The sequence below is a fragment of the Rhodococcus sp. 06-418-5 genome, assembly GCF_002258285.1.
GTDB lineage: Bacteria > Actinomycetota > Actinomycetes > Mycobacteriales > Mycobacteriaceae > Rhodococcoides.
In genome coordinates this window covers 580911-599560 of the sequence record NZ_NOYE01000037.1, presented here as the reverse complement: position 1 = coordinate 599560, position 18650 = coordinate 580911, and the positions used below count along the sequence as shown (strand labels likewise).

The 18650-nt window shown below is 63.9% G+C and carries 18 protein-coding genes; 7 read left to right on the top strand and 11 right to left on the bottom strand.

Annotation, left to right across the window (positions count from 1 at the left end):
• Nucleotides 1-101: 101 nt before the first annotated feature.
• Nucleotides 102-311 (top strand): dodecin, encoded by a 210-nt coding sequence (locus CH274_RS28115; protein ID WP_094659512.1) that lies wholly within the window; start codon nucleotides 102-104, stop codon nucleotides 309-311.
• Between the two features lie 144 nt (nucleotides 312-455).
• Nucleotides 456-1652 (top strand): MFS transporter, encoded by a 1197-nt coding sequence (locus tag CH274_RS28110; protein ID WP_094659511.1) that lies wholly within the window; start codon nucleotides 456-458, stop codon nucleotides 1650-1652.
• On the opposite strand, the gene CH274_RS28105 is transcribed toward CH274_RS28110, so the two are convergent.
• The 8 genes from CH274_RS28105 to CH274_RS28070 form a co-directional block, all read right to left on the bottom strand.
• Nucleotides 1649-2245, bottom strand: a complete 597-nt coding sequence (locus CH274_RS28105) for a helix-turn-helix domain-containing protein (RefSeq protein WP_256993718.1) — start codon at nucleotides 2243-2245, stop codon at nucleotides 1649-1651. The two genes, CH274_RS28110 and CH274_RS28105, sit on opposite strands and share 4 nt — an antisense overlap.
• Nucleotides 2246-2618: 373 nt before the next feature.
• Nucleotides 2619-4016 (bottom strand): PLP-dependent cysteine synthase family protein, encoded by a 1398-nt coding sequence (locus CH274_RS28100; RefSeq protein WP_094659510.1) that lies wholly within the window; start codon nucleotides 4014-4016, stop codon nucleotides 2619-2621.
• 37 nt (nucleotides 4017-4053) lie between these two features.
• Nucleotides 4054-5382 carry an LLM class flavin-dependent oxidoreductase gene (locus tag CH274_RS28095; protein ID WP_094659509.1) on the bottom strand — a complete coding sequence of 443 codons (1329 nt, stop codon included), beginning with the start codon at nucleotides 5380-5382 and terminating at the stop codon, nucleotides 4054-4056.
• Complete coding sequence (locus CH274_RS28090) at nucleotides 5379-6137, bottom strand: ABC transporter ATP-binding protein (RefSeq protein ID WP_094659508.1); 759 nt, start codon at nucleotides 6135-6137, stop codon at nucleotides 5379-5381. Before CH274_RS28090 ends, CH274_RS28095 begins: the two co-directional genes overlap by 4 nt.
• On the bottom strand, nucleotides 6113-6970 hold the full coding sequence (locus CH274_RS28085) for an ABC transporter permease (protein ID WP_094659507.1): 858 nt from the start codon (nucleotides 6968-6970) through the stop codon (nucleotides 6113-6115). The genes CH274_RS28090 and CH274_RS28085 overlap by 25 nt, the downstream gene beginning before the upstream one ends.
• Nucleotides 6970-8058 carry an ABC transporter substrate-binding protein gene (locus tag CH274_RS28080; protein WP_256993717.1) on the bottom strand — a complete coding sequence of 363 codons (1089 nt, stop codon included), beginning with the start codon at nucleotides 8056-8058 and terminating at the stop codon, nucleotides 6970-6972. Before CH274_RS28080 ends, CH274_RS28085 begins: the two co-directional genes overlap by 1 nt.
• Before the next feature lie 132 nt (nucleotides 8059-8190).
• Nucleotides 8191-9057, bottom strand: coding sequence for an LLM class flavin-dependent oxidoreductase (locus tag CH274_RS28075; RefSeq protein WP_094659506.1), 867 nt, complete (start codon nucleotides 9055-9057; stop codon nucleotides 8191-8193).
• A gap of 1 nt (nucleotide 9058) precedes the next feature.
• Nucleotides 9059-10078, bottom strand: a complete 1020-nt coding sequence (locus tag CH274_RS28070; protein WP_094659505.1) for an aldo/keto reductase — start codon at nucleotides 10076-10078, stop codon at nucleotides 9059-9061.
• Between the two features lie 95 nt (nucleotides 10079-10173).
• Between CH274_RS28070 and CH274_RS28065 the strand changes: the two genes are divergently transcribed.
• Complete coding sequence (locus CH274_RS28065; protein WP_094659504.1) at nucleotides 10174-10782, top strand: TetR/AcrR family transcriptional regulator; 609 nt, start codon at nucleotides 10174-10176, stop codon at nucleotides 10780-10782.
• 9 nt (nucleotides 10783-10791) lie between these two features.
• Here CH274_RS28065 and CH274_RS28060 read toward each other — a convergent pair whose 3' ends face one another.
• Nucleotides 10792-12606 (bottom strand): FAD/NAD(P)-binding protein, encoded by a 1815-nt coding sequence (locus CH274_RS28060; protein WP_094659503.1) that lies wholly within the window; start codon nucleotides 12604-12606, stop codon nucleotides 10792-10794.
• 166 nt (nucleotides 12607-12772) lie between these two features.
• On the opposite strand from CH274_RS28060, the gene CH274_RS28055 reads away from it, so the two are divergent.
• Nucleotides 12773-14071 carry an NtaA/DmoA family FMN-dependent monooxygenase gene (locus CH274_RS28055; protein ID WP_094659502.1) on the top strand — a complete coding sequence of 433 codons (1299 nt, stop codon included), beginning with the start codon at nucleotides 12773-12775 and terminating at the stop codon, nucleotides 14069-14071.
• A gap of 204 nt (nucleotides 14072-14275) precedes the next feature.
• Here the strand turns inward: CH274_RS28055 and CH274_RS28050 are convergent, their stop codons facing one another.
• Nucleotides 14276-15241, bottom strand: coding sequence for a squalene cyclase (locus CH274_RS28050; protein WP_094659501.1), 966 nt, complete (start codon nucleotides 15239-15241; stop codon nucleotides 14276-14278).
• A 176-nt stretch (nucleotides 15242-15417) separates the two neighbouring features.
• On the opposite strand from CH274_RS28050, the gene CH274_RS28045 reads away from it, so the two are divergent.
• Genes CH274_RS28045 through CH274_RS28035 form a run of 3 tightly spaced genes read left to right on the top strand, consistent with a single transcriptional unit; the run spans nucleotide 15418 to nucleotide 17972 of the window.
• Nucleotides 15418-15732 (top strand): rhodanese-like domain-containing protein, encoded by a 315-nt coding sequence (locus CH274_RS28045; protein WP_094659500.1) that lies wholly within the window; start codon nucleotides 15418-15420, stop codon nucleotides 15730-15732.
• 6 nt (nucleotides 15733-15738) lie between these two features.
• Entirely contained in the window at nucleotides 15739-16629 is an 891-nt protein-coding gene (locus tag CH274_RS28040) for an LLM class flavin-dependent oxidoreductase (protein ID WP_094659499.1), read from the top strand.
• A complete protein-coding gene (locus CH274_RS28035; RefSeq protein ID WP_094659498.1) occupies nucleotides 16626-17972 on the top strand; it encodes an LLM class flavin-dependent oxidoreductase in 1347 nt (448 codons plus the stop codon). Before CH274_RS28040 ends, CH274_RS28035 begins: the two co-directional genes overlap by 4 nt.
• Before the next feature lie 45 nt (nucleotides 17973-18017).
• Here the strand turns inward: CH274_RS28035 and CH274_RS28030 are convergent, their stop codons facing one another.
• Nucleotides 18018-18494, bottom strand: coding sequence for an OsmC family protein (locus tag CH274_RS28030; RefSeq protein WP_094659497.1), 477 nt, complete (start codon nucleotides 18492-18494; stop codon nucleotides 18018-18020).
• Between the last annotated feature and the right edge of the window lie 156 nt (nucleotides 18495-18650).

The window sequence follows — 18650 nt, the reverse complement described above, 5'->3', positions numbered from 1 at the left end:
TGCGGTCACCACTCCTCGTTCGGATCCGAACGATTCGAATGGTGGTCGTCGTCGGTCGGGTGGATGCACACTGAACGGACGCTACGAAGGGACTGTGAGTAATGAGTGACAACGTCTACCGCGTCACCGAGATTGTCGGGACGTCCACGGTGGGGTCCGACGATGCGATCAAGAACGCCGTTTCACGGGCGAGCAAGACGCTGAAGAACCTCGACTGGTTCGAGGTGATCGAGACTCGCGGACACATCGAGAACAACGAGATCAAGCATTATCAGGTCACGATCAAGGTGGGCTTCAAGCTCGAGGAGTGACCGAAGACCGTTCCGAGAAGGTCGGCCTCTGGGGTTCCAGGGGCCGACCTTCCTCGTTCCCAGTTCGAAAGTTCAGGACGATCGATCACTCCCGATGGACGTTCGGTCGGGTACGCCGGAGCGATTGCCCTCATCCTTGACCTCATGACGACAACGACCGCGGCCACCACCTCACGGACTCGCACCGCGTGGGGGGCCGTACTGGCGATGATGGCGACGAGCTTCACCCTCGTAACAGCCGAGTTCCTTCCGCCGAGCCTGCTGCCCTCCATGGCGTCGTCGTTGGGTATCACCGAGGGTCAAGCTGGTCAGGCCGTCACAGCGACCGCCTTCGTCGGCCTGTTCATCGCGCCCACGATCGCCGTGCTCTTCCCACGGCTCGACCGCAGGTCCTTGCTCGTGGGGTTGACCGTGTCCGCTGCGATCTCGAATGCAATTGTCGCCGTGGCACCGAACCTGCTGACCTTGCTGGCCGCAAGGCTGCTTCTGGGCGCAGCAATCGGAGGTTTCTGGGCGATGTCCCTGGCTGTTGCCGCCCGACTCAGCGCACCGCAGCATCTGGGCCGAGCCGTGATGTTGGTGAACACCGGCACCACACTCGCCACCGTTGCGGGTGTACCGCTCGGCATCTTTCTGGGGTCGGTCTTCGACTGGCGCAACGTCTTTGCAGGAACCGCCGTGCTCTCAGTCGGCGTCGCGATCGCGCTCCGATTCGCCTTGCCGCCCGTCGCGCCAGGTGCCGCAACGGGATTCCGGGGACTCGGCAGTGCCCTGCAAGAACCAGGAATCACCCACGGTCTGATCGGCCACGTGCTCGTGGTCCTCGGCCATTTCGCAGCCTTCACCTACGTTCGATCAGCACTCGAACAATCGCCGTCCGTCGATTCGACAGACGCGGCGGCCCTTCTGATGGTCTTCGGGGTAGGTGGATTCGTCGGCAACCTCGTCGTGGGCGCAGTTGTCGACCTTCGCCTACACACGCTGCGTCTGCTGGTGCCACTCTCGATCTCCGCGGGGATCGGAGGCATTGCAGCGTTCCCCGGTGAATTTGTTGCCCTCACCGTTGCGGTCACCGTCTGGGGATTCGGTTTCGGTGCCTGGCTGACCGTGGTCTCGACCTGGATGGCCCGCGTCGCGAGCGAAAGAATGGAGGCAGGTGGCGGGCTGGTCGTGGCCGGGTTTCAGCTGGCCATCACCCTGGGTGCCGGTGCAGGCGGCGTCGTTGTCGACGCCCTGGGCATCCGCTCGGCTCTCGTGATCGCCGCTGCCGTCGCCCTTACCGGGGCCGCGATATTCAGCACGGCGCGGGCGGCACCCGTTCCCGATGCACTGGCGGCCTAGCCGATCATCCCCTGCTGGCGGGAACGCCAGAGCGCCGGCGGGATGCCGACGTGGCGCCGGAAGGCGCGGCTGAATCCCGCATCGGAGTTGTATCCGAGCCGGTGCGCGATCTCGGTCACGGTCTTATCGCGACCGACCAACATATCTTTCGCCGCGTCCATGCGGGCGGCGGCGAGGTACGCAGCTGGAGACTGCCCGAGCAGATCACGGAATCGCAGCGCGAAGGCCGACCTCGACATCGCAGCGGTGCGCGCGAGATCATCGACGCTCCACGGTCGTCCTAGTTCGCGGTGCACCTCATCAAGGGCTCTACTGATATGAGGGTCATCGACTCGGCGCAGCCATTCGGGAGCAGCGCAACCGAGCTCGAACCAGCGCCGAACCGCAACCGAGGCAACCATGGTGGCGATCCGGCTGCAGATGACCACGTCGCCGGAGCGGGTCGGAGAGGCCGAGTCCCATTGGCACTCCATGTCCTCGATCAGCCCGACCACCGTGGGCTCGTGAGACGAAAACTGCTTGACGACAAAGGAATCAGGAAGCGGATCGGTTACGAAGCGTCCATCGACCGTGTCCATCAAGGCGACATCCACGATGGTCGTCGCTGTATCGGCTCGGATCGACCGGCGGTGCTCCCGTGAGAAGTAGACGAGGTCTCCCGCGCTCACCGCGAACACGTCACCGTCTCCGACTCGCAGTCCGACTCGGCCTGATGACACGTACAAGAACCCGGCTGACGCATGCGGCCGCTCGCAGCTGCTGCCTGCAGGAACTTCTGTGCGCCGCGACTGGAGCACCGTCCAATCGAGCGCCGCCAACACACGATCGAAAGCGGAACGCCGTGGTCCGATGTCGCTCACCGGTGTCATATGGTGTGCAGCAATCGAACGACCGACGGTATTCCGTCGCCCGAATCTCTCTGCCGGACAAGCGACCGACAGTGGCCATGACGGGACAGGCTTACCGTCAGCGACTCAGCCGTCCTGGCTCGAGTAGCCCCACCAAGACGCCCGATCCGGCGACGACGACAGTACGACGATCGCTGCCCACGCGCCGAACTGCCGAGTCGACGCTTTCGAACGCTCCGACGACTACAAGCGGCGGTGAGATGTAAGCCGTCAGCGGAGCGGACGGATCGACGTTGCGCAATTTTTCAGCAGTAACCGATCCGAGGATCTCAGCGACAACCTGCGCGCCGGTCCGGTTACGCGGCAGAGCAACCGGCAGCTCGGCGTGTGAACCCAGCAGCGAAAGAGCCTCACCCACAGTAACGTTGGACGGTACGACCACCGGAGTGGTGATCTCGCCGAGCAGGTCCTCGACGGCGCGGTCGACACTCTCCGCGCGGTCGGCAAATCCGAAGCGCGCGACCCAATCGTCGTCGAAATACTTCGAGAGGTACGCGCGACCCGAGTCCGGGACGAGCACCACGACGACGGCATCGGCGGGCAGCGTTCGGGCAACTCGCAACGCTGCCGCGACGGCCGTTCCGCCTGATCCGCCCACCAACAGCCCTTCGGTGCGGGCCAGAGTGCTTGCAGCCGTGATCGATTGGCGGTCGCTGACGGTGATGAACTCGTCCACGATGCCGCGGTCGTAGGATTCTGGCCAGATATCCTCGACCGAGTCGGGGTGAACGAAGTGGCCGATCGATTCGACGTAGTACGCTCGCCCGTCTCCACCGCTGTAACTGGAGTCTTCGGGATCGGCTCCGATGATCCGGACCGCTCCGTCGCTGACTTCCTTCAGGTACTTCCCGGTTCCGCTGATCGTCCCGCCCGTACCGATCCCGGCAACGAAATGAGTGATGGTACCTGCCGTCTGACGCCACAGCTCGGGTCCGGTCGTGACGTAGTGCGCACCGGGATTCGCTGGATTGTCGTACTGGCCCGCGAGCCAGCCGCCGTCGGTCTCGTCGGCGATCCGTCTGGCGACGTTGCGCACGTGATCGGGGTGATGTGTCGGCAACGCGCCGGGCGTCACTTTCACCTCGGCACCGTAGGCGCGCAGAAACGCAATCTTCTCACTGCTTGTTTTGTCCGGCACGACAACGATGGTTCGGTACCCACGCGACGCGGCGACAACGGCGAGTCCGATACCGGTGTTGCCCGATGTGCCCTCGACAATCGTTCCGCCGGGCCCGAGCTCACCGCTGGCTTCCGCATCGAGAATCATCTGACGCGCGGCACGGTCCTTGACGCTTCCGCCGGGATTGAGCAGCTCGAGTTTGGCGTAGACGGCCGCAGCGATGCCCTCGGTCACTCGGTTCAGTCGAACCAGCGGCGTGTGTCCTATTGCATCCGCGACGGATTCGTAGACGTTGAGTCCAGCGGCATCAGGACAATTGTCGCTTTCCGCACTCACTCTTCGACACCTCGGTTCTGCGGTAGTGGAACGATCTTCAGGCCGAGACCAGACCGAATCGGTTCACCGGCCGCGGCAGTCCGTAGTGCTCTCGCAACGTCGATCCGGTGTACTCGGTGCGGAACAGTCCCCGTGCCCGCAGAATCGGGACCACCTCGTCGACGAATACTTCGAGGCCGGAGGGAAGCGCCGGCGGCATGATGTTGAAGCCGTCCGCCGCTCCGCCGAGGAACCACTCTTCGATGGCGTCGGCGACCTGCAGCGGCGTACCGGTGAACGTGTGGTGCCCGCGTCCGCCGCCGAGGCGCCCGATCAGCTCGCGTACCGTGAGCCGTTCGCGTCGAGCAAGTTCCACGATCAGGGTGTAGCGGCTCTTGGCCTCTTCGATGGCGTCCTCGGGCAGGAGTTGCTCAGGAAGCTGTTCGTCCAGGTGCAGCGTGGACGGATCCACTTTCAAGGTTTTCGCGAGCTGAACAAGTGCGTATTCCGGCACGATGAGCCGGTCCAGCTCGAGTTCGAGTTCGTGTGCCTCGGCCTCGGTGGACCCGATGACCGGGACGATGCCGGGCAGAATCTTGAGGTAGTCGGGATTTCGACCGAGAGCGGCAGCCCGCGACTTCAGGTCTGCATAGAACGAACGAGCGTCGTCGATTGTCTGCTGCGCGGTGAACACTGCCTCGGCGTACCGGGCCGCAAGATCCTTGCCGTCCTCCGACGAGCCCGCCTGAACCAGAAGCGGATAGCCCTGAATCGGGCGGGGGACATTCAACGGTCCGCGGACCGAGAAGAATTCGCCTCGATGATCGACCGTCCTCACCCTGTCGTTGTGTCCCCATACGCCGGATTCCTTGTCCGCTGAGATGGCATCGTCGTCCCAGCTGTCCCACAACTTCTGAGCCACGTCGACGAATTCCGCCGCGCGGGCATACCGAACATCGTGCTTGGGCAGCTCGTCGAGGTTGAAGTTCTGTGCCGCCTCGAGGCCCGCAGTGGTGACTATGTTCCAACCTGCTCGACCGCCCGAGATGTGGTCGAGGGAGGCGAATGCACGCGCGAGGTTGAACGGTTCGTTGTAACTCGTTGTGGCTGTGGCAATCAGGCCGATACGCTCGGTCACCGTCGATACAGCCGTCAGGATCTGCAAAGGCTCCAGGTTCCCGGATGGTCGGCGCGCAACGTTGGCCATCAGTTGGGGGCTGTCGGCGAAGAAGATCGAATCGAACGTGCCTCGCTCGGCGATCTGGGCCAGCCGCTGGTAGTGCTTGATGTCCGTTCCGGACCGCGCGTCGGATTCCGGTAGACGCCAGGACGACTCGTGATGGCCGGTGGACATCAGGAAGGCGTTGAAGTGGAGGGTCCGAGTCATGCGTGTGCTCCTTCCTCGACACCGAGAGCCTCGAGCAAGGCGTTGCGGTGTGAGACGAATCGGGGGTCGCCGTGACGACGCGGTGACGGCAGATCGATCTGGCGATCGGCGACGAAGCGGCCGTTGTCGAGTACGAGTACGCGATCGGCGAGCAGTACTGCCTCGTCGACGTCGTGCGTGACCAACAGCACGGCAGGGGTGTGGCGCGCGCAGAGATCCTGCAACAGGACGTGCATGCGGATGCGGGTCAGCGCGTCGAGTGCACCGAACGGCTCGTCGGCGAGCAATAGCTCCGGTTCGCGAACCAAGGATCGGGCCAACGCGACCCGTTGCTGCTCGCCGCCGGACAGTTCCTTGGGCCAGGCCCTCGCACGACCCTCCAGGCCCACCTCGGCGAGGGCGGCGCGGCCACGAGCCGAGGCATCGCGTCCGGCGAGTCCGAGGATGACGTTGTCGAGGACACGGGCCCACGGCAGCAAACGAGAGTCCTGGAAGACAACGGCACGAGCGCGCGGCACACGTAGCTCGCCGGAACCGAGCACGCCGTCGTCCAATTCGGCGAATGCGCGCAGTAGCGTGCTCTTGCCCGAGCCGCTACGCCCCAGCAGGGCAACGAACTCGCCCTTGTGAATGTCGAGGTCGATGCTGTCCAACACGAGTCGATTGTCGAAACCTCTGCTGAGAGCACGAGCTTCGACTACTCGAGTATCGTTCGGCACCGTGGTGGTGCTCAGCCGCCCAGTGTCTGTCGCCATGCCAGTGCCTTTCTCTCAGCCGACCGGACGAGGGTGTCGCCGATCAATCCGAACAGCGCGTACACCACCAACCCGACGACGATGATGTCGATCTGTCCGTAGGTGCGTGCCTGCGTCATCAAGTAGCCGATGCCGCTGGTGGCATTGACCTGTTCGACCACGACGAGCGCAAGCCACGAGATCGTGACCGCCATGCGAAGGCCGGTGAAGAAGCCGGGGAGTGCGCCTGGGAGAGCGATCTTTCGGATGAACTGCCAGCGGGACAGGTCGACGGTCTCGGCCAGCTCGACGAAGCGTTTGTCGACTCCGCGCAATTGGGCGTGAGTGTTGATGTAGACGGGGATCAGCACGCTGGTGGTGATGACGATGATCTTCATCGACTCGCCGATTCCGAACCACACGATGAACAGAGGGATCAGGGCCAGGGTGGGAATGGCGCGTTTGATCTGTACCGGCCCGTCGACGACAGCTTCTCCGAGCCTGCTGAGGCCGGCGACGAGGGCGAGCACGACTCCGATGCCGACGCCCAGTACGAGTGAAATCCCCGCGCGCTGAACGGACGTGAGCAGATTGCTCTGCAGGCGGCCATCGGCGATCAGCTCGGCCGCAGCCTGATAGATGGTCCAAGGAGCCGGAAGGGTCTGCGGGTCCAGCCATCCGGCGGCGGACGAGATCACCCACAGAAGCAACAGAAGTACTGGGCCGACGGCCAACCCGTACGGAATTGCCTTGCCCGGTCCCAGGCGGCGGGTCGAGGTACGCCGGGGCGCGAGCTTTCCGGTCGAATCGAGTACGTGTGGCTTGCTGGTGCGGCGCAGTGCCAGGGTGGCCATCAGCTGTCCTCGCGCGTGCGGGTGGCACCGACCTCGGTCACCGTATCGGCGATGATCGGCTCGAACCGTAGATCGAATCCGTCCGATGCGGTGACCTTCTCGGGCAGTTCGCCTGCGGCGTCGATGACGTCGATGGTGTCCTGCTGACGCTGTACGAGGGCCTGGTCGAGGACAGGAAATGTCGCTGGACCGAGCGATTCCACGATGCGTCGACCGTCCGCCTCGGTGAGCCCCTGGTTGTCCACGTAGTACGCCTGGATCCACTCGTCCGGATTGTCGTTGGACCAGTCGACCGCGCGAACATAGGACGCCACGTACGCGCGCAGGGCTGCGGCCTTGGCGGGATCCTGCAGTGCTTCACGACGCGCGTACAGGTATGACAGGCCGGTGGACGTCCCGTCGGACTCACTGACGTCGATCAACTTTGTGCCCGGATTGGCAAGGAAGCGAGTCAGATTGGGCTCGCCGAGCGGCGCTACATCCACCTGACCGGTGCGGATGGCGTCCGGAAATTCCGAGAGCTGCAACCGGACGAGCTCGACGTCATCGGTGGTCAGGTCGGCAGCGGCCAACGCGCGCAGCACGATTGCCTGCTGGGCCGTGCCTTCGGCGTAGGCGATCTTGGTGCCGCGCAGATCGGCGAGAGTGGTGATGTCTCGGCCCGCGGCTACTGCCAGCCGAGTGTTGTTCGGATCCGACTGGCGTGCAGCGATGATGGGCACATCTTGGCCTGCGATGAGAGCCTGGATCGGCGGGGTGTCGCCGACGATGGCGACGTCGGCGGCACCGGCCCGGAAGGCCTCCAGAATTGCAGGCCCGCCCACGAAGTTCGCGAACTCGTAGTCGAACGGCAGAGCATCCGCTTCGCCCGAAGCGGCAAGAACGGTCTGCTGAGCCTCCGACTGGTCCGCGATGACCAGCTTGGCTCCTTCAGGAACCTCGGTGGGCAACGCCGCGTCGGCAGCGAGAGCATTGCCCGGCGAATCGTCCGACGCGCAACCGGACAGAGCCACGGCCACAGTGCACAGGGCGACCAGGGCAGTGGTCGCGGTTCGGAACGGTCGTCGTCGGGCCATGAAGGTGCGCATGGGACCAGTGAAACGTGAGAGCGATTGTTGAACAACAATTTACGTTAGCGTGATTCTAAGTCGCTTCCCGACTGCCCGAGATGGAGAGGTGGCGGGCCGATAGCGACGAAACCGAAGGTGGCGCGGTGTGTCTCACGAGTGCCCGCTGTGTCCGATGAACTCTTCGGTCACCCGGTGCGCGATGCCGTCGGGGTAGGGGCCGGGGAGGATGAGAACGACATGATCGAATCCGGCGGCCACCGCGTCCGCGATGTCGTTTCTCGTTCTCTCGGGTTCCTCGAACGACACCCCGAGAGCGACCGATCGGGTGATGGCCCCGGGATCGCGCCCGATCTCGGCGCAGTATCGGTCGAGCAGTCTCGATCTGTCCACTGCATCGCCGAGGTCCCCGCCGGGAATGTTCCAGATGTCGGCATGTTCGGCGACGAGGCGCAGCACTCCTGCTGCCCGACCGCCGATCACGATCGGTGGGCCGGGTCGCTGAACGGGTTTCGGGTTCTGTAAGGCCCCGACGAGGTCGATGTGGGTGCCGTGGAAGTCGAAGTGTTCGTCCTCGGTCCAGAGCCTTCGAATCACGGTGAGCGATTCGCCGAGTCGCGCCACGGCTTCTGCGGCGTCGCCGTAGGGCAGACCGTTGCCGTCGTACTCCCGTCGTGCCATGGGCACGCTCGGCCTCGATCCGGCACCGATGCCGAAGTCCAGCCGACCATTCGACACCACATCGACCGTAGCGGCGATCTTGGCGAGGATTGCCGGCGGGCGAATGCGGTTGCTGGTGACCATGATTCCGAGTCTCATCCGTTCGGTCCGTGCGGCCAAGGCAGAAAGCATGGTCCAGCCCTCGAAGATCGGGCCGTCGAGGTCCCCGCCGATCGGCATGAGGTGATCGAACAGCCACGCGTGCTCGATCTCCGGAATGCCATCGGCCTCACGCCACACCCGGAGCAGGTCGGCATAGGAGACGTTCTGCGGCGGGGTCATGATTCCGAAACTCGGCATGTCAGCGTCTCCGCAAGGATGCATCGAGCAGCACGGGTGGAGTGTCGAACTTGTCGCCGGGAGCGAGATCGACACCGGGAGAAACGATCTCGTCGATCCTGTCGAGGACGTCTGTCGAGAGGACTGTGTCGGCGGCAGCGAGCTGTGAGTGCAGGTGCTCGACGGTGCGGGGTCCGACGATCGCGCTGGTGACTCCCGGATGGGCCGTCACGAACCCGAGAGCGAGTTGAATCAACGTCAGCCCGGCATCGTCGGCGACAGCGACCAGTTTCTCGACGGCGTCGAGTTTGGCCCGGCCGGTAGGGGTATCGGCACCGAAGCGTTCGGGCATCATCACGGCGCGTTGGGAGGTCGCGGCCCGTCCTGCCCGGATGGCTCCGGAGAGGAAGCCGCCCCCCAAGGGGCTCCACGCGAGTACTCCCATTCCGTATTCCTGTGCGACGGGAAGGACGTGGGATTCGATGCCGCGCTGCAGGATCGAGTACGGCGGCTGCTCGGTGACGAACCGCCCCAGGTGGCGTTCCCGTGCGGTCCACTGTGCCTGCACCATCCGGTAGGCCGGATAGGTGGAGGAGCCGAAGTATCGAATCTTCCCGGCTCGCTGCAGATCCGTCAGTGCGGAGAGGGTTTCTTCGTCGCTCGTCCTGGGGTCCCAGCGGTGTATCTGGTAGAGGTCGACATGATCGGTACCGAGTCGGCGCAGGCTGTTCTCCAGTTCGGTGACGATCCAGCGGCGGGAGCTGCCCTGGTGGTTCCGTTCGTCGCCCATCGGGTTGAACACCTTGGTGGCCAGCACGACGTCGCCTCGCCGACCCGCGATCGCCGTGCCGACCATCTCCTCGGACTGACCCTGGCTGTACATGTCGGCGGTGTCGATGAGGTTGATGCCGCCCTCGAGTGCTGCGTCGACGATTGCGGTGGCCTCGTCTTGCGTGGTGCGCCCGATCGCTCCGAAGTTCATCGCGCCGAGCGAGAGCGTGCTGACCTGGACGCCTGTTCGTCCCAGTGTGCGGTACTGCATGGTGATCTCCTCATGGATCCTGGGGACTGACTACTGTGGGGACAAGCGGAACAGCGTTCCGTAAACCAACATACGGAACGTTGTTCCGTTTGTCGATGCCGGGAGGAACAGTGGCCGAGGCCGAAGCCGAGCAGCCCCGAAAGCGGGCGGATGCGCGGCGAAACGAAGCGACCCTGCTCGACGCGGCGGCGGCTGCGTTCGTCGAGTCGGGAGTGGACGTGCCGGTGCGCGATATCGCCCGGCGGGCCGGTGTCGGCGTCGGAACCATCTATCGGCACTTTCCCACACGGGGCGACCTCGTCGTCGCCGTCTTCCGACACCAGGTGCAGGCCTGCGTCGTCGCCGGTCAGGAGCTTCTGGACGGCCGCGAATCACCGCATGCAGCATTGGTGCTGTGGATCGACCGGTTCGTCGACTTCCTCGTGACCAAACACGGTCTGGCCGAGGCCATGCAGTCGGACAGTGCCGGATTCGAGACCTTGCACAAGTATTTCCTGGATCGGCTGATCCCCGTATGCGAGTCCATGCTGCACGCCGCGGTCGAGTCGGGGGAGATCGCACCGGGGCAGACCGCACTGGAGCTGATGCGTGCGGTCGGCAACCTGTGCATCGGTGCATCCGATCCCCGCTACGACCCGCGAAGGATGGCGCGGGTGTTGGTTGCAGGACTGCGTATCAGGACGGAAAACGACGGGATCGGTTGACAGACAGCGTCAGAGTCGATGGCGAAGCAGCTCTGCGGCGAGCTGATCGTTGTGCCGAAAGAACCCGGCATTTGTGCGCGGCCGCGGGAAGGCGCTCGACCACGTGTGTCCAGCAACCCACGGCCCCACCGCATACCGGTTCCCAGCGATCTTTCCCGACGCTGTAATCAATCGAGAGTGCCCGTCCACGGCTACTTTCGCGGCGCTGTGTTCGGTCGCGCGAATATCGGTCACGTCACCGCGGGCATGCAGGGTGCGCAGCAGTTCATCACCTGCCCTCGCGATCGACGCCACGGGGAGCCGCGCATCGATCAAGGTATCGGCATGGATCACCACGTCGTGAGCGGAGCTGCGGGCGACGAACCGGTCGCCCTCGGTGGTGAAGGTGACTTCGGGGCCGAGGAAATGCACGATGCCGGCTCGGCTGAGGGCCAGTAGCTGTTCGAGTCGCTCCGGTGGTGGTCCGCTGGCGACGAAGCTGAAGAACGAATGCAACCAGCCTTCGACATCCGCGGCAACGGAGTGCGCTGGAATTCGGCCGCGGCGCAGCAGTTCTCCGATCGTCATGTACACCGACAGCAACGCGGAGAAGACTGCTGCGTCGGAGCTGTAGTGAGGGTCGGCTCGACGTCGTAGATCGGACTCCATGTACTCGTCCAGGTGTGTGCGAACATCCTCCAGGCTCTCGAATCGCTCTCCGGCAAAGGGCTTGTCGATGCGCGCGAGATCTATACGGTCGTCATCCTTCGGAACGAACTGTTCGACGAACCGGTCGAGTTCCTCCGACTGCCACTCGATCTCTGTCAACCCGGACTCGAAGTCGGTCCAGGATCCGGACGTGCGCTCGGGATGAGCTGCGAACAGTTCGTAATAGTGCGCCCAGGCAAGCTCTTTGGACGCCAGTGGCCAGATCTCGTCGTGGAAGTGCAGCGGTCCTTCGCCGGGGAACGCGTCTGCGGTGAAGAACTTCGGTAGAGGTGGCCGCGCGGCCGCGATGTCGTAGGAGAGTTTCGCGTGATACGGAACTCCGCGTCGCGAGCCTGCGTAGAGCACAGGCTCGCGGCCCGAAGGTGTGTACACCAGTGTGCCGTTCCCGCTCCGTGCGAAGGTACCGCCGCGACTTTCCGCGAGCAGCACCATCCAGTCGATGAATGCCAGCCCGAGTCCGGCAACCAACACCGGCTCACCCGCAGGGACCGGGCCTGGGTCCAGATCTGCGGTGTATCCGGGGCCGATGTACGTCAACCCGTGGGCATTCGCGAAGTCTGCTAATTCTGTCTCTCGTTGTGAGGCAAGCGCATCGGGATGGCCTTGCGCGAGCAGAACCACGTCGGCGTGGATTTTCGACCCGTCGTCGAGGGTGAGGACTTGCTCGGTCGACACATCGACGACCCGCGCCTGGTGCACCTGCACGTGCGCTCTGGTCCCAGCGATGGCGCGCTCGAACACCCACCCGAGGTAGCGACTCTGAAGGGTGCGTGAGGCGAACGATTCGGGCGTGAACCGCTCGAGCTCGTCGTGAAGCTCGGGGTCCGCGCGCAGTGTGTCTACGTTGTCGAGTACCCACTCGGCCAGCGTCGGACCCGGTCGTACGGGTCCGTCCACGACCGTGGTGTCGTCCGTGAACATGGTGACATCGGCCGCTACTGAATTCATCCACAGCAGTGGCGGTTGGCTGCCCCGCCAGATTCTGCCTGCTCCGGGCGGGAAGGGATCGATCACGTGGACGTGGACATCCGCGGCGGACTCTCGTGCCAGAAGCCGTTCCAGCACGCCGGTACCGCGGGGGCCTGCGCCGACTATCGCAATGGTGAACGCGGTCACTGGCTTCCTTCCCGAGCGTGCAGGCGTCTCGAAATCAAGTATGCACGTGCAGAAATCGAGGGCTGCAGGTGTAAAAAATCACGCTGAGTCGAAGTCTTCCTTTTTGGGCCGGCGGCACTTTACCGTCGTTCCACATGGCACTTGCAACAGTTCGGTACGAGGTCGCATGAGCGAGCGTCGTCGCACACTCAAGACCGTCACCGGCGTCAGCGGTGGAACCGATATCTACGACGCGGCAGTCGATTCCACGAAGTCCACTCTGGATCAGGCGCTCGAGGTCGCCAGAATTGCCGAGGCCAACAAGATCGATGCGCTCTTCGCGGCCGATCTGCTGAGCTTCGGATCGCAGGGGGCCATCGGTGCCCAAGAACCGTTGATCTATCTGGCCGCGCTGGCTGCGGTCACCTCGGATGTCGGGTTGATCGCGACGGTTACCACGACGTTCCATCATCCGTTCAACCTGGCGAGGCTCTTCGGGACGCTCGACCACGTCAGCAACGGTCGCGCCGCGTGGAATGCCGTCACCTCGTCGCTGGGGGAGGAGAACTACAGCGACCTCGACCTGCCGAGCCCGGAGGAGCGGTATGCACGCGCCACCGAGTCGCTCGAGGTGGTCAACAAGTTGTTCGACAGTTGGAAGCCCGGAGCATTGACGCCGGGACCGAACGGTGCCGAATTGGATGCTGCGCTGGTGGAGCGCATCGATCATCGGGGCCAGTACTTCACCGTTCAGGGTCCGCTGAACATTCCGGCATTGCCGCAGCGTCGGCCGGTGCAGTTCCAAGCTGGGCAGTCTGCAGGTGGGATCGAGTTGGGTGCCCGATTCGCAGAGGTGGTGTTCACCTCGCTCGCGACTTTCGAAGACGCCGTCACCTACACCAAGGCAGTGAGAACCCGGGCCGCCGAACTGGGCCGCGGCGACCGACTGCCTCTGATCTTCAGTTCCTTCCATGCCACCTACGGGGCGTCGGAAGCAGAAGTGGCGCGGATCGTTCGCGAGGCCGAGGATGCGACCGACTTCGACGCCGGCAGACTGCGGCTCGAGGACATGCTCGGCGGGGGCGTCGACCTGTCCGATCTGGCGCTGGATCAGCCGATCCCGGAGTCGGTGTTGCCCGATCCGTCTTCGGTCAACCGTCGACGCGGCCGGGTGGAGATCTTCGGAAAACTGGCGGCACAAGGAAAAACGCTGCGCGAGTTGATCATCGCATCGAAGGACACCGGCCACTGGGCTGCGGCCGGAACCCCCGAGCAATTGGCCGACGCCATCCAGGAACGCTACGACGCAGGGGTTCTCGACGTCATCTCCGTCGGCGGACTGACGGACGCACGGACCGGTGACTTCGTGCTCAACGGACTTTTCCCGGAATTGCGCAAACGGGGCATCCTCGGAACCGATTACATCGGCGGAACCTTCCGCGAGAATCTCGAACTTCCTCCCTTGCCACCATTCGAATCAGCGTGATTACAACGGGTGCACATTCTGCGCACCGAGCCTAGCGTCACGTTCATGACCTGGCTCAAAGCGCGAGTTACGGCGTTCATCGAGCGCCTCGGATCGCAGCCCGCGTGCACCCACGCTGCCGTCGACTTCGGGATTCGCGGCTGACGTCGGAATCGTTCTTCGAGGGGACCGTTACGGCGTGCCGGCATCCCTTCCGGGGGTCGATCACCTGTAGTACGAATCCCACCACGTCACAACTCGGGTTCCGATCATTGTCAGCCACTTCGAGCGTTCCCCCTCCGGCGCGTCGATCTCGAACCAGACCTGACCTGGATGAGGGCGACCCTGCAGCCACGTTCCATCGCTCCGGCGGGCGGCCCTGATGACTCCGATTGCCTCCTCCAGTCGGGGATCCGGTGCCGTCCCCTCGAACAGGGAAGCCTGCCGAAAGTAGTCGGCGGCATTGAGGGCGCTGTATGTCCAACGGAAGGGGTAGAAGAATCGGTCCACCCATGGACCGACCTTCTCGCCGGTGGACAGCGAGTGAAGGAGCTTTCGACTCAGCAGGTACTCTTCACCGATTTGTCGGGCGGCTCGAGTCTCGTTCGTTCCACCGGAGGCAATGTCGTACTCCAGCAACCCTTTCAACGAGTTGAGTGTCGAGTGGAACGAGGAGCGGGTGGATCCCTCGACCCACTCGCAGTTCCAACCACCGTCCGGCAATTGATGGTCGAGAAACCATTCGACGATGCTCTCGACGTCCGCGCCGAGCCACACCCCGTTGGCGACCGTCCACGCATTGATGCAGCAGTCCACCTCGCCGCCCCAGTACGGCAGGTTGTCGTACTCCCACCGACTGTTCTCGTCGAGCATTTCGACCGTGCGGCGCGCTTGCAGGACGGCGGGGTCGAGACCCCACTCGCGCAGCGAATTCAGCGACCAGGTGGTCGCAGTCCAGGGTTGCCCCGGAGCCGAGGAGCCATCGAAGTCCTCAGGGAAGAAGGCGCCGCCGGCCCATTGCCCGTCCGCATCCTGCAGCGCAAGAAGCCGTGCACCGAATCCTTCGGTGGCAACTCGGGCGCGAGTTGCTCCCCAAACTTCAGCGGGTTCGCCCAAGACATCGCGCTCGACCTGCCAACGCAGCGCTGGATCCGAGTCGATGAGCCAGCTGCACAGGGAGGCAGTCTCCATGGCAAGAGACTGTACCTTCGTTCGGCCATCCGCCATGAATGTCCACTTCTGTATTCCTTTCGGGCTTTCTCGGTTTTTCTCACGCTGATTCGAACCCTTCACTCTCGGCGACCGATGCGGCAACGTGGGCTGTTGCGCAGGTATCGGTGCACTTCCCGGAGAAAGCAGGATCACCAATGAGTTCGGAGTTGATCAGCCCCAGCGAAGCAGTGGCGGGCGAGGCCACGCTGGTGGATGTGCGAAGCGCACCGTCGAGAATCGAATTCGGCACGGTGGCAGGTGCGATCGTGGTCGACAAGGACGATGTGGCAATCGAATTCGGTGCCGACAATCGCGATCGTTCCGAGCGAATCGTGGTCTTCTGTGGTTCTGTCAGGGGATCCGGACCGGTCGTCGAGAAGCTCAAAGAGCTCGGATACACCAACGTTTCGCACGTCGACGGTGGCTTTCCGGCCCTGCGCGATCACGGCCTACCGATCCAGGGCGTGTGAGCGACAATGGCTGACAGCTTGTACTTCGCCCTCGAACTCGACGGCTACGACGAGACACCTGCACGCCTTCGCGAGAGTGTCGACGATGCCGAACGCGCCGGTTTCACGTTCGTGACTTTCGGCGATTCTCTCGTCTCTTCCAGGGACCGACTCGATGCAGGCACGCGCGCGGCGTTCGTCGCCTCGACCACATCGACCGTCGGGCTTGCTCCCACCGTCCACACAGTCACTACCGAACCGTTCTTTCTCGCAACACAACTCGCCAGCCTCGACCATGCATCCCACGGCCGGGGAGCCTGGGTGATCGGCGCAGACAACTCTCCAACCGCTCATGCAGCAGTGGGATCGGAGGTGCGTTCGAGCGTGACCGCCGAGATCCGTGACGTCATCGACGTGTCTCGGCGGCTGTGGGATTCGTGGGAAGACGACGCGGTTATCCGTGACGCGGCGACCGGCCGATATCTCGACCCAGCCAAGGTGCATCACGTGCGGTTCGAGAGCGAGTTCTTCGATATCGTCGGTCCTCTGATCACCCCACGTCCGCCGCAAGGTCAGGTGGTCGTCATCGGAGATGCAGATCTGGGCGTCACCGATCTGCTGGATGTAGCACTGGTGCGGGGCGACAGTATCGAGGATCGGGCAGCGGCGGCGCGAGCCGACGGAGCAGCCCTGGTCTTCGCAGACATCGACCACCTGTCCGACGCCCAATCGCTCGCAGGTGTGGTCGACGGCGTCCGGTTGCATCTCGGGGCGGGAGCGGTGAAAGACCTTGCCGTCCCGGCGCATCTGCTGCGCAGGCCAACCCCTGCACTCTCGCTGCGCGAGAATCTGGGACTGGCGCGACCGGTCAGCCGCTACGCCGCTGCGGCGCAGAAACAGGGAGAAGAAGTATCGTGAGCACCCACGACCAGCATCCGGATACCGGCGCACCGTTCGACCCGAATGCACAGATCCATCTGGGCGTGTTCTACCCGGGAATCGGTGCCCAGACGGTCTGGGAGGATCCGAAGGCACCCGATCAGGTCGCGACCGACACCTTCGTCGAGGTGGCAACCAAGCTCGAACGCGGTCTGTTCGACGCCTTCTTCTTGGGCGACGGCCAGCGGGTGCGGGAGAACCGCGGTGCGATCCTGTCCACCGACATCGCCGGCAGGCCGGACGCGATCACACAACTCGCTGCGCTGGCGTCGGTGACCGAACGCATCGGACTGGTCGCCACGCAGAACACCACCTACAGCATCCCCGTCGAGCTCGCGCGGCGGTTGGCGAGCTTGGATGTTCTCTCCGACGGGCGCGCCGGATGGAACATCGTCACCACCGACAATGCGTGGACGGGTGAGAACTTCCGTCGCGGCGGTTGGCTGGAGCATGAACGACGCTACGAGCGGGCCACCCAGGTGGTCGAACTGGCGAAACAGTATTGGGCGGGTTCGGATATCGACGCCGACACCGATCTGCTCAAAGCCCGTGCAACACCCAATGTTCGGTCCAGTGCGCAGGGCAGGCCGGTGCTCTTTCAGGCCGGGGACTCCTCGGGCGGGCGAGATCTGGCCGCGAGGCACGCCGACGTCGTGTTCTCTGCCAACAACGCCTACGACGCGGCGGTGGCGTATGCGAGAGATCTACGCGCGCGAACCGCCGCATACGGTCGCGCCGCGGATGCGGTCAAGATTTTGCCGGGTGTCACCGTGGTTCTCGGTGATACCGAAGCGGAGGCGGAGGAGAAGGTTCGCTGGCTACGCTCGAACGCCTACAACGGAGTTCGCGCGATCGCGTTCCTCGAGCACTATTGGGGTAAGGACCTGTCGAGCTATGACCCGGAAGGTCCACTGCCGGACATCGATCCGGTCGAGGACGAGCTCGACCCGTCCCGTGGCACCCTCGCGGTCGATGCACGTACCGGCAAGCTCGATCAGATTGCCCAGTGGCGCGCGTTGTCCGAGGAGAAAGGTCTGTCGATCCGCGAACTGGTACTCGAAATCTCGCCTGCGTCTCGGTTCCATTCCGGCACGCCTGCGGCACTGGCTGATCGATGGGCCGACCTGGTGCGGCACCGGGTGGTCGACGGATTCAACATCAACCCCTACCACTTGGGTGATGCCATCGACGACCTCGTGGACAAGCTGGTTCCGGCCCTCCAAGAGCGCGGGGTGTATCGAACCGAGTACACGAGCACCACGCTGCGCGGGCACCTCGGTCTCGACGAGCAGACAGCGTCTGAGCGGGAGGAGGCCTCGTAGGGCGCTTTGGAGCGCCCTACGAGTCGGGTCGAAGGGCAGGGCCGGTCAGCTCAACTCTGCGCGCGACCACTCGTTCACGAACTCCAGCCCACTGCGCACGAAGAGCTGGGTCACCGGGCAACGGCGTGCGACCTCGGATACGAACTTGTCGAAGGTCTCCTGGTCGGCGTCGGTCTGTACCGTCGCCTCGACCTTCACGGTGTCGAAGTTCGCATTTCCTTCGTCACCGTTCACGAGCACTGCGGTGTCGAGGTCGCCTTGGATGCGAAACGTGAACTCGCCGAGCTCGATTCCCAAGTCCTTGGCGACGAGGGCGGCCGTCACCTGGTTGCACGAGGTCAACGCACCGAGCGCGTAGAACAACGGGCTGGGTGCCTCGTCCTTCCCGCCGAATGCGGGATATGCATCGGTGTCGAATTGGTGGCCTGCATCGCCCTCGGCGACGAGGTGCTGGGCGACCCCGGTACCACTGGCATTGATCACGAAGGGAACGACGGAGGTTCGAATAGAGCTGGTTGTCATGGAATCCGACGATGGCCCTATGGCGACCGAAGCGGAATGGTTCGGCTCACCGTGATTCGAACTCGTCGGTACGGAGCTGTCGGAACCGCGTTTCGATGGAAGCTAACGATCGGGTCTCGACTCGAGCGGGGTGCGGCCCCGCACGATCTACGATGG

Coding starts and splice junctions, on each gene's coding strand:
- CH274_RS28055 (WP_094659502.1), top strand. CDS start 12,773: ATGAGCGAGCGTCGTCGCACACTCAAGACCGTCACCGGCGTCAGCGGT.
- CH274_RS28110 (WP_094659511.1), top strand. CDS start 456: ATGACGACAACGACCGCGGCCACCACCTCACGGACTCGCACCGCGTGG.
- CH274_RS28045 (WP_094659500.1), top strand. CDS start 15,418: ATGAGTTCGGAGTTGATCAGCCCCAGCGAAGCAGTGGCGGGCGAGGCC.
- CH274_RS28030 (WP_094659497.1), bottom strand. CDS start 18,494: ATGACAACCAGCTCTATTCGAACCTCCGTCGTTCCCTTCGTGATCAAT.
- CH274_RS28090 (WP_094659508.1), bottom strand. CDS start 6,137: ATGGCGACAGACACTGGGCGGCTGAGCACCACCACGGTGCCGAACGAT.
- CH274_RS28115 (WP_094659512.1), top strand. CDS start 102: ATGAGTGACAACGTCTACCGCGTCACCGAGATTGTCGGGACGTCCACG.
- CH274_RS28050 (WP_094659501.1), bottom strand. CDS start 15,241: ATGGAGACTGCCTCCCTGTGCAGCTGGCTCATCGACTCGGATCCAGCG.
- CH274_RS28075 (WP_094659506.1), bottom strand. CDS start 9,057: ATGCCGAGTTTCGGAATCATGACCCCGCCGCAGAACGTCTCCTATGCC.
- CH274_RS28085 (WP_094659507.1), bottom strand. CDS start 6,970: ATGGCCACCCTGGCACTGCGCCGCACCAGCAAGCCACACGTACTCGAT.
- CH274_RS28070 (WP_094659505.1), bottom strand. CDS start 10,078: ATGCAGTACCGCACACTGGGACGAACAGGCGTCCAGGTCAGCACGCTC.
- CH274_RS28080 (WP_256993717.1), bottom strand. CDS start 8,058: ATGCGCACCTTCATGGCCCGACGACGACCGTTCCGAACCGCGACCACT.
- CH274_RS28095 (WP_094659509.1), bottom strand. CDS start 5,382: ATGACTCGGACCCTCCACTTCAACGCCTTCCTGATGTCCACCGGCCAT.
- CH274_RS28065 (WP_094659504.1), top strand. CDS start 10,174: ATGCCGGGAGGAACAGTGGCCGAGGCCGAAGCCGAGCAGCCCCGAAAG.
- CH274_RS28040 (WP_094659499.1), top strand. CDS start 15,739: ATGGCTGACAGCTTGTACTTCGCCCTCGAACTCGACGGCTACGACGAG.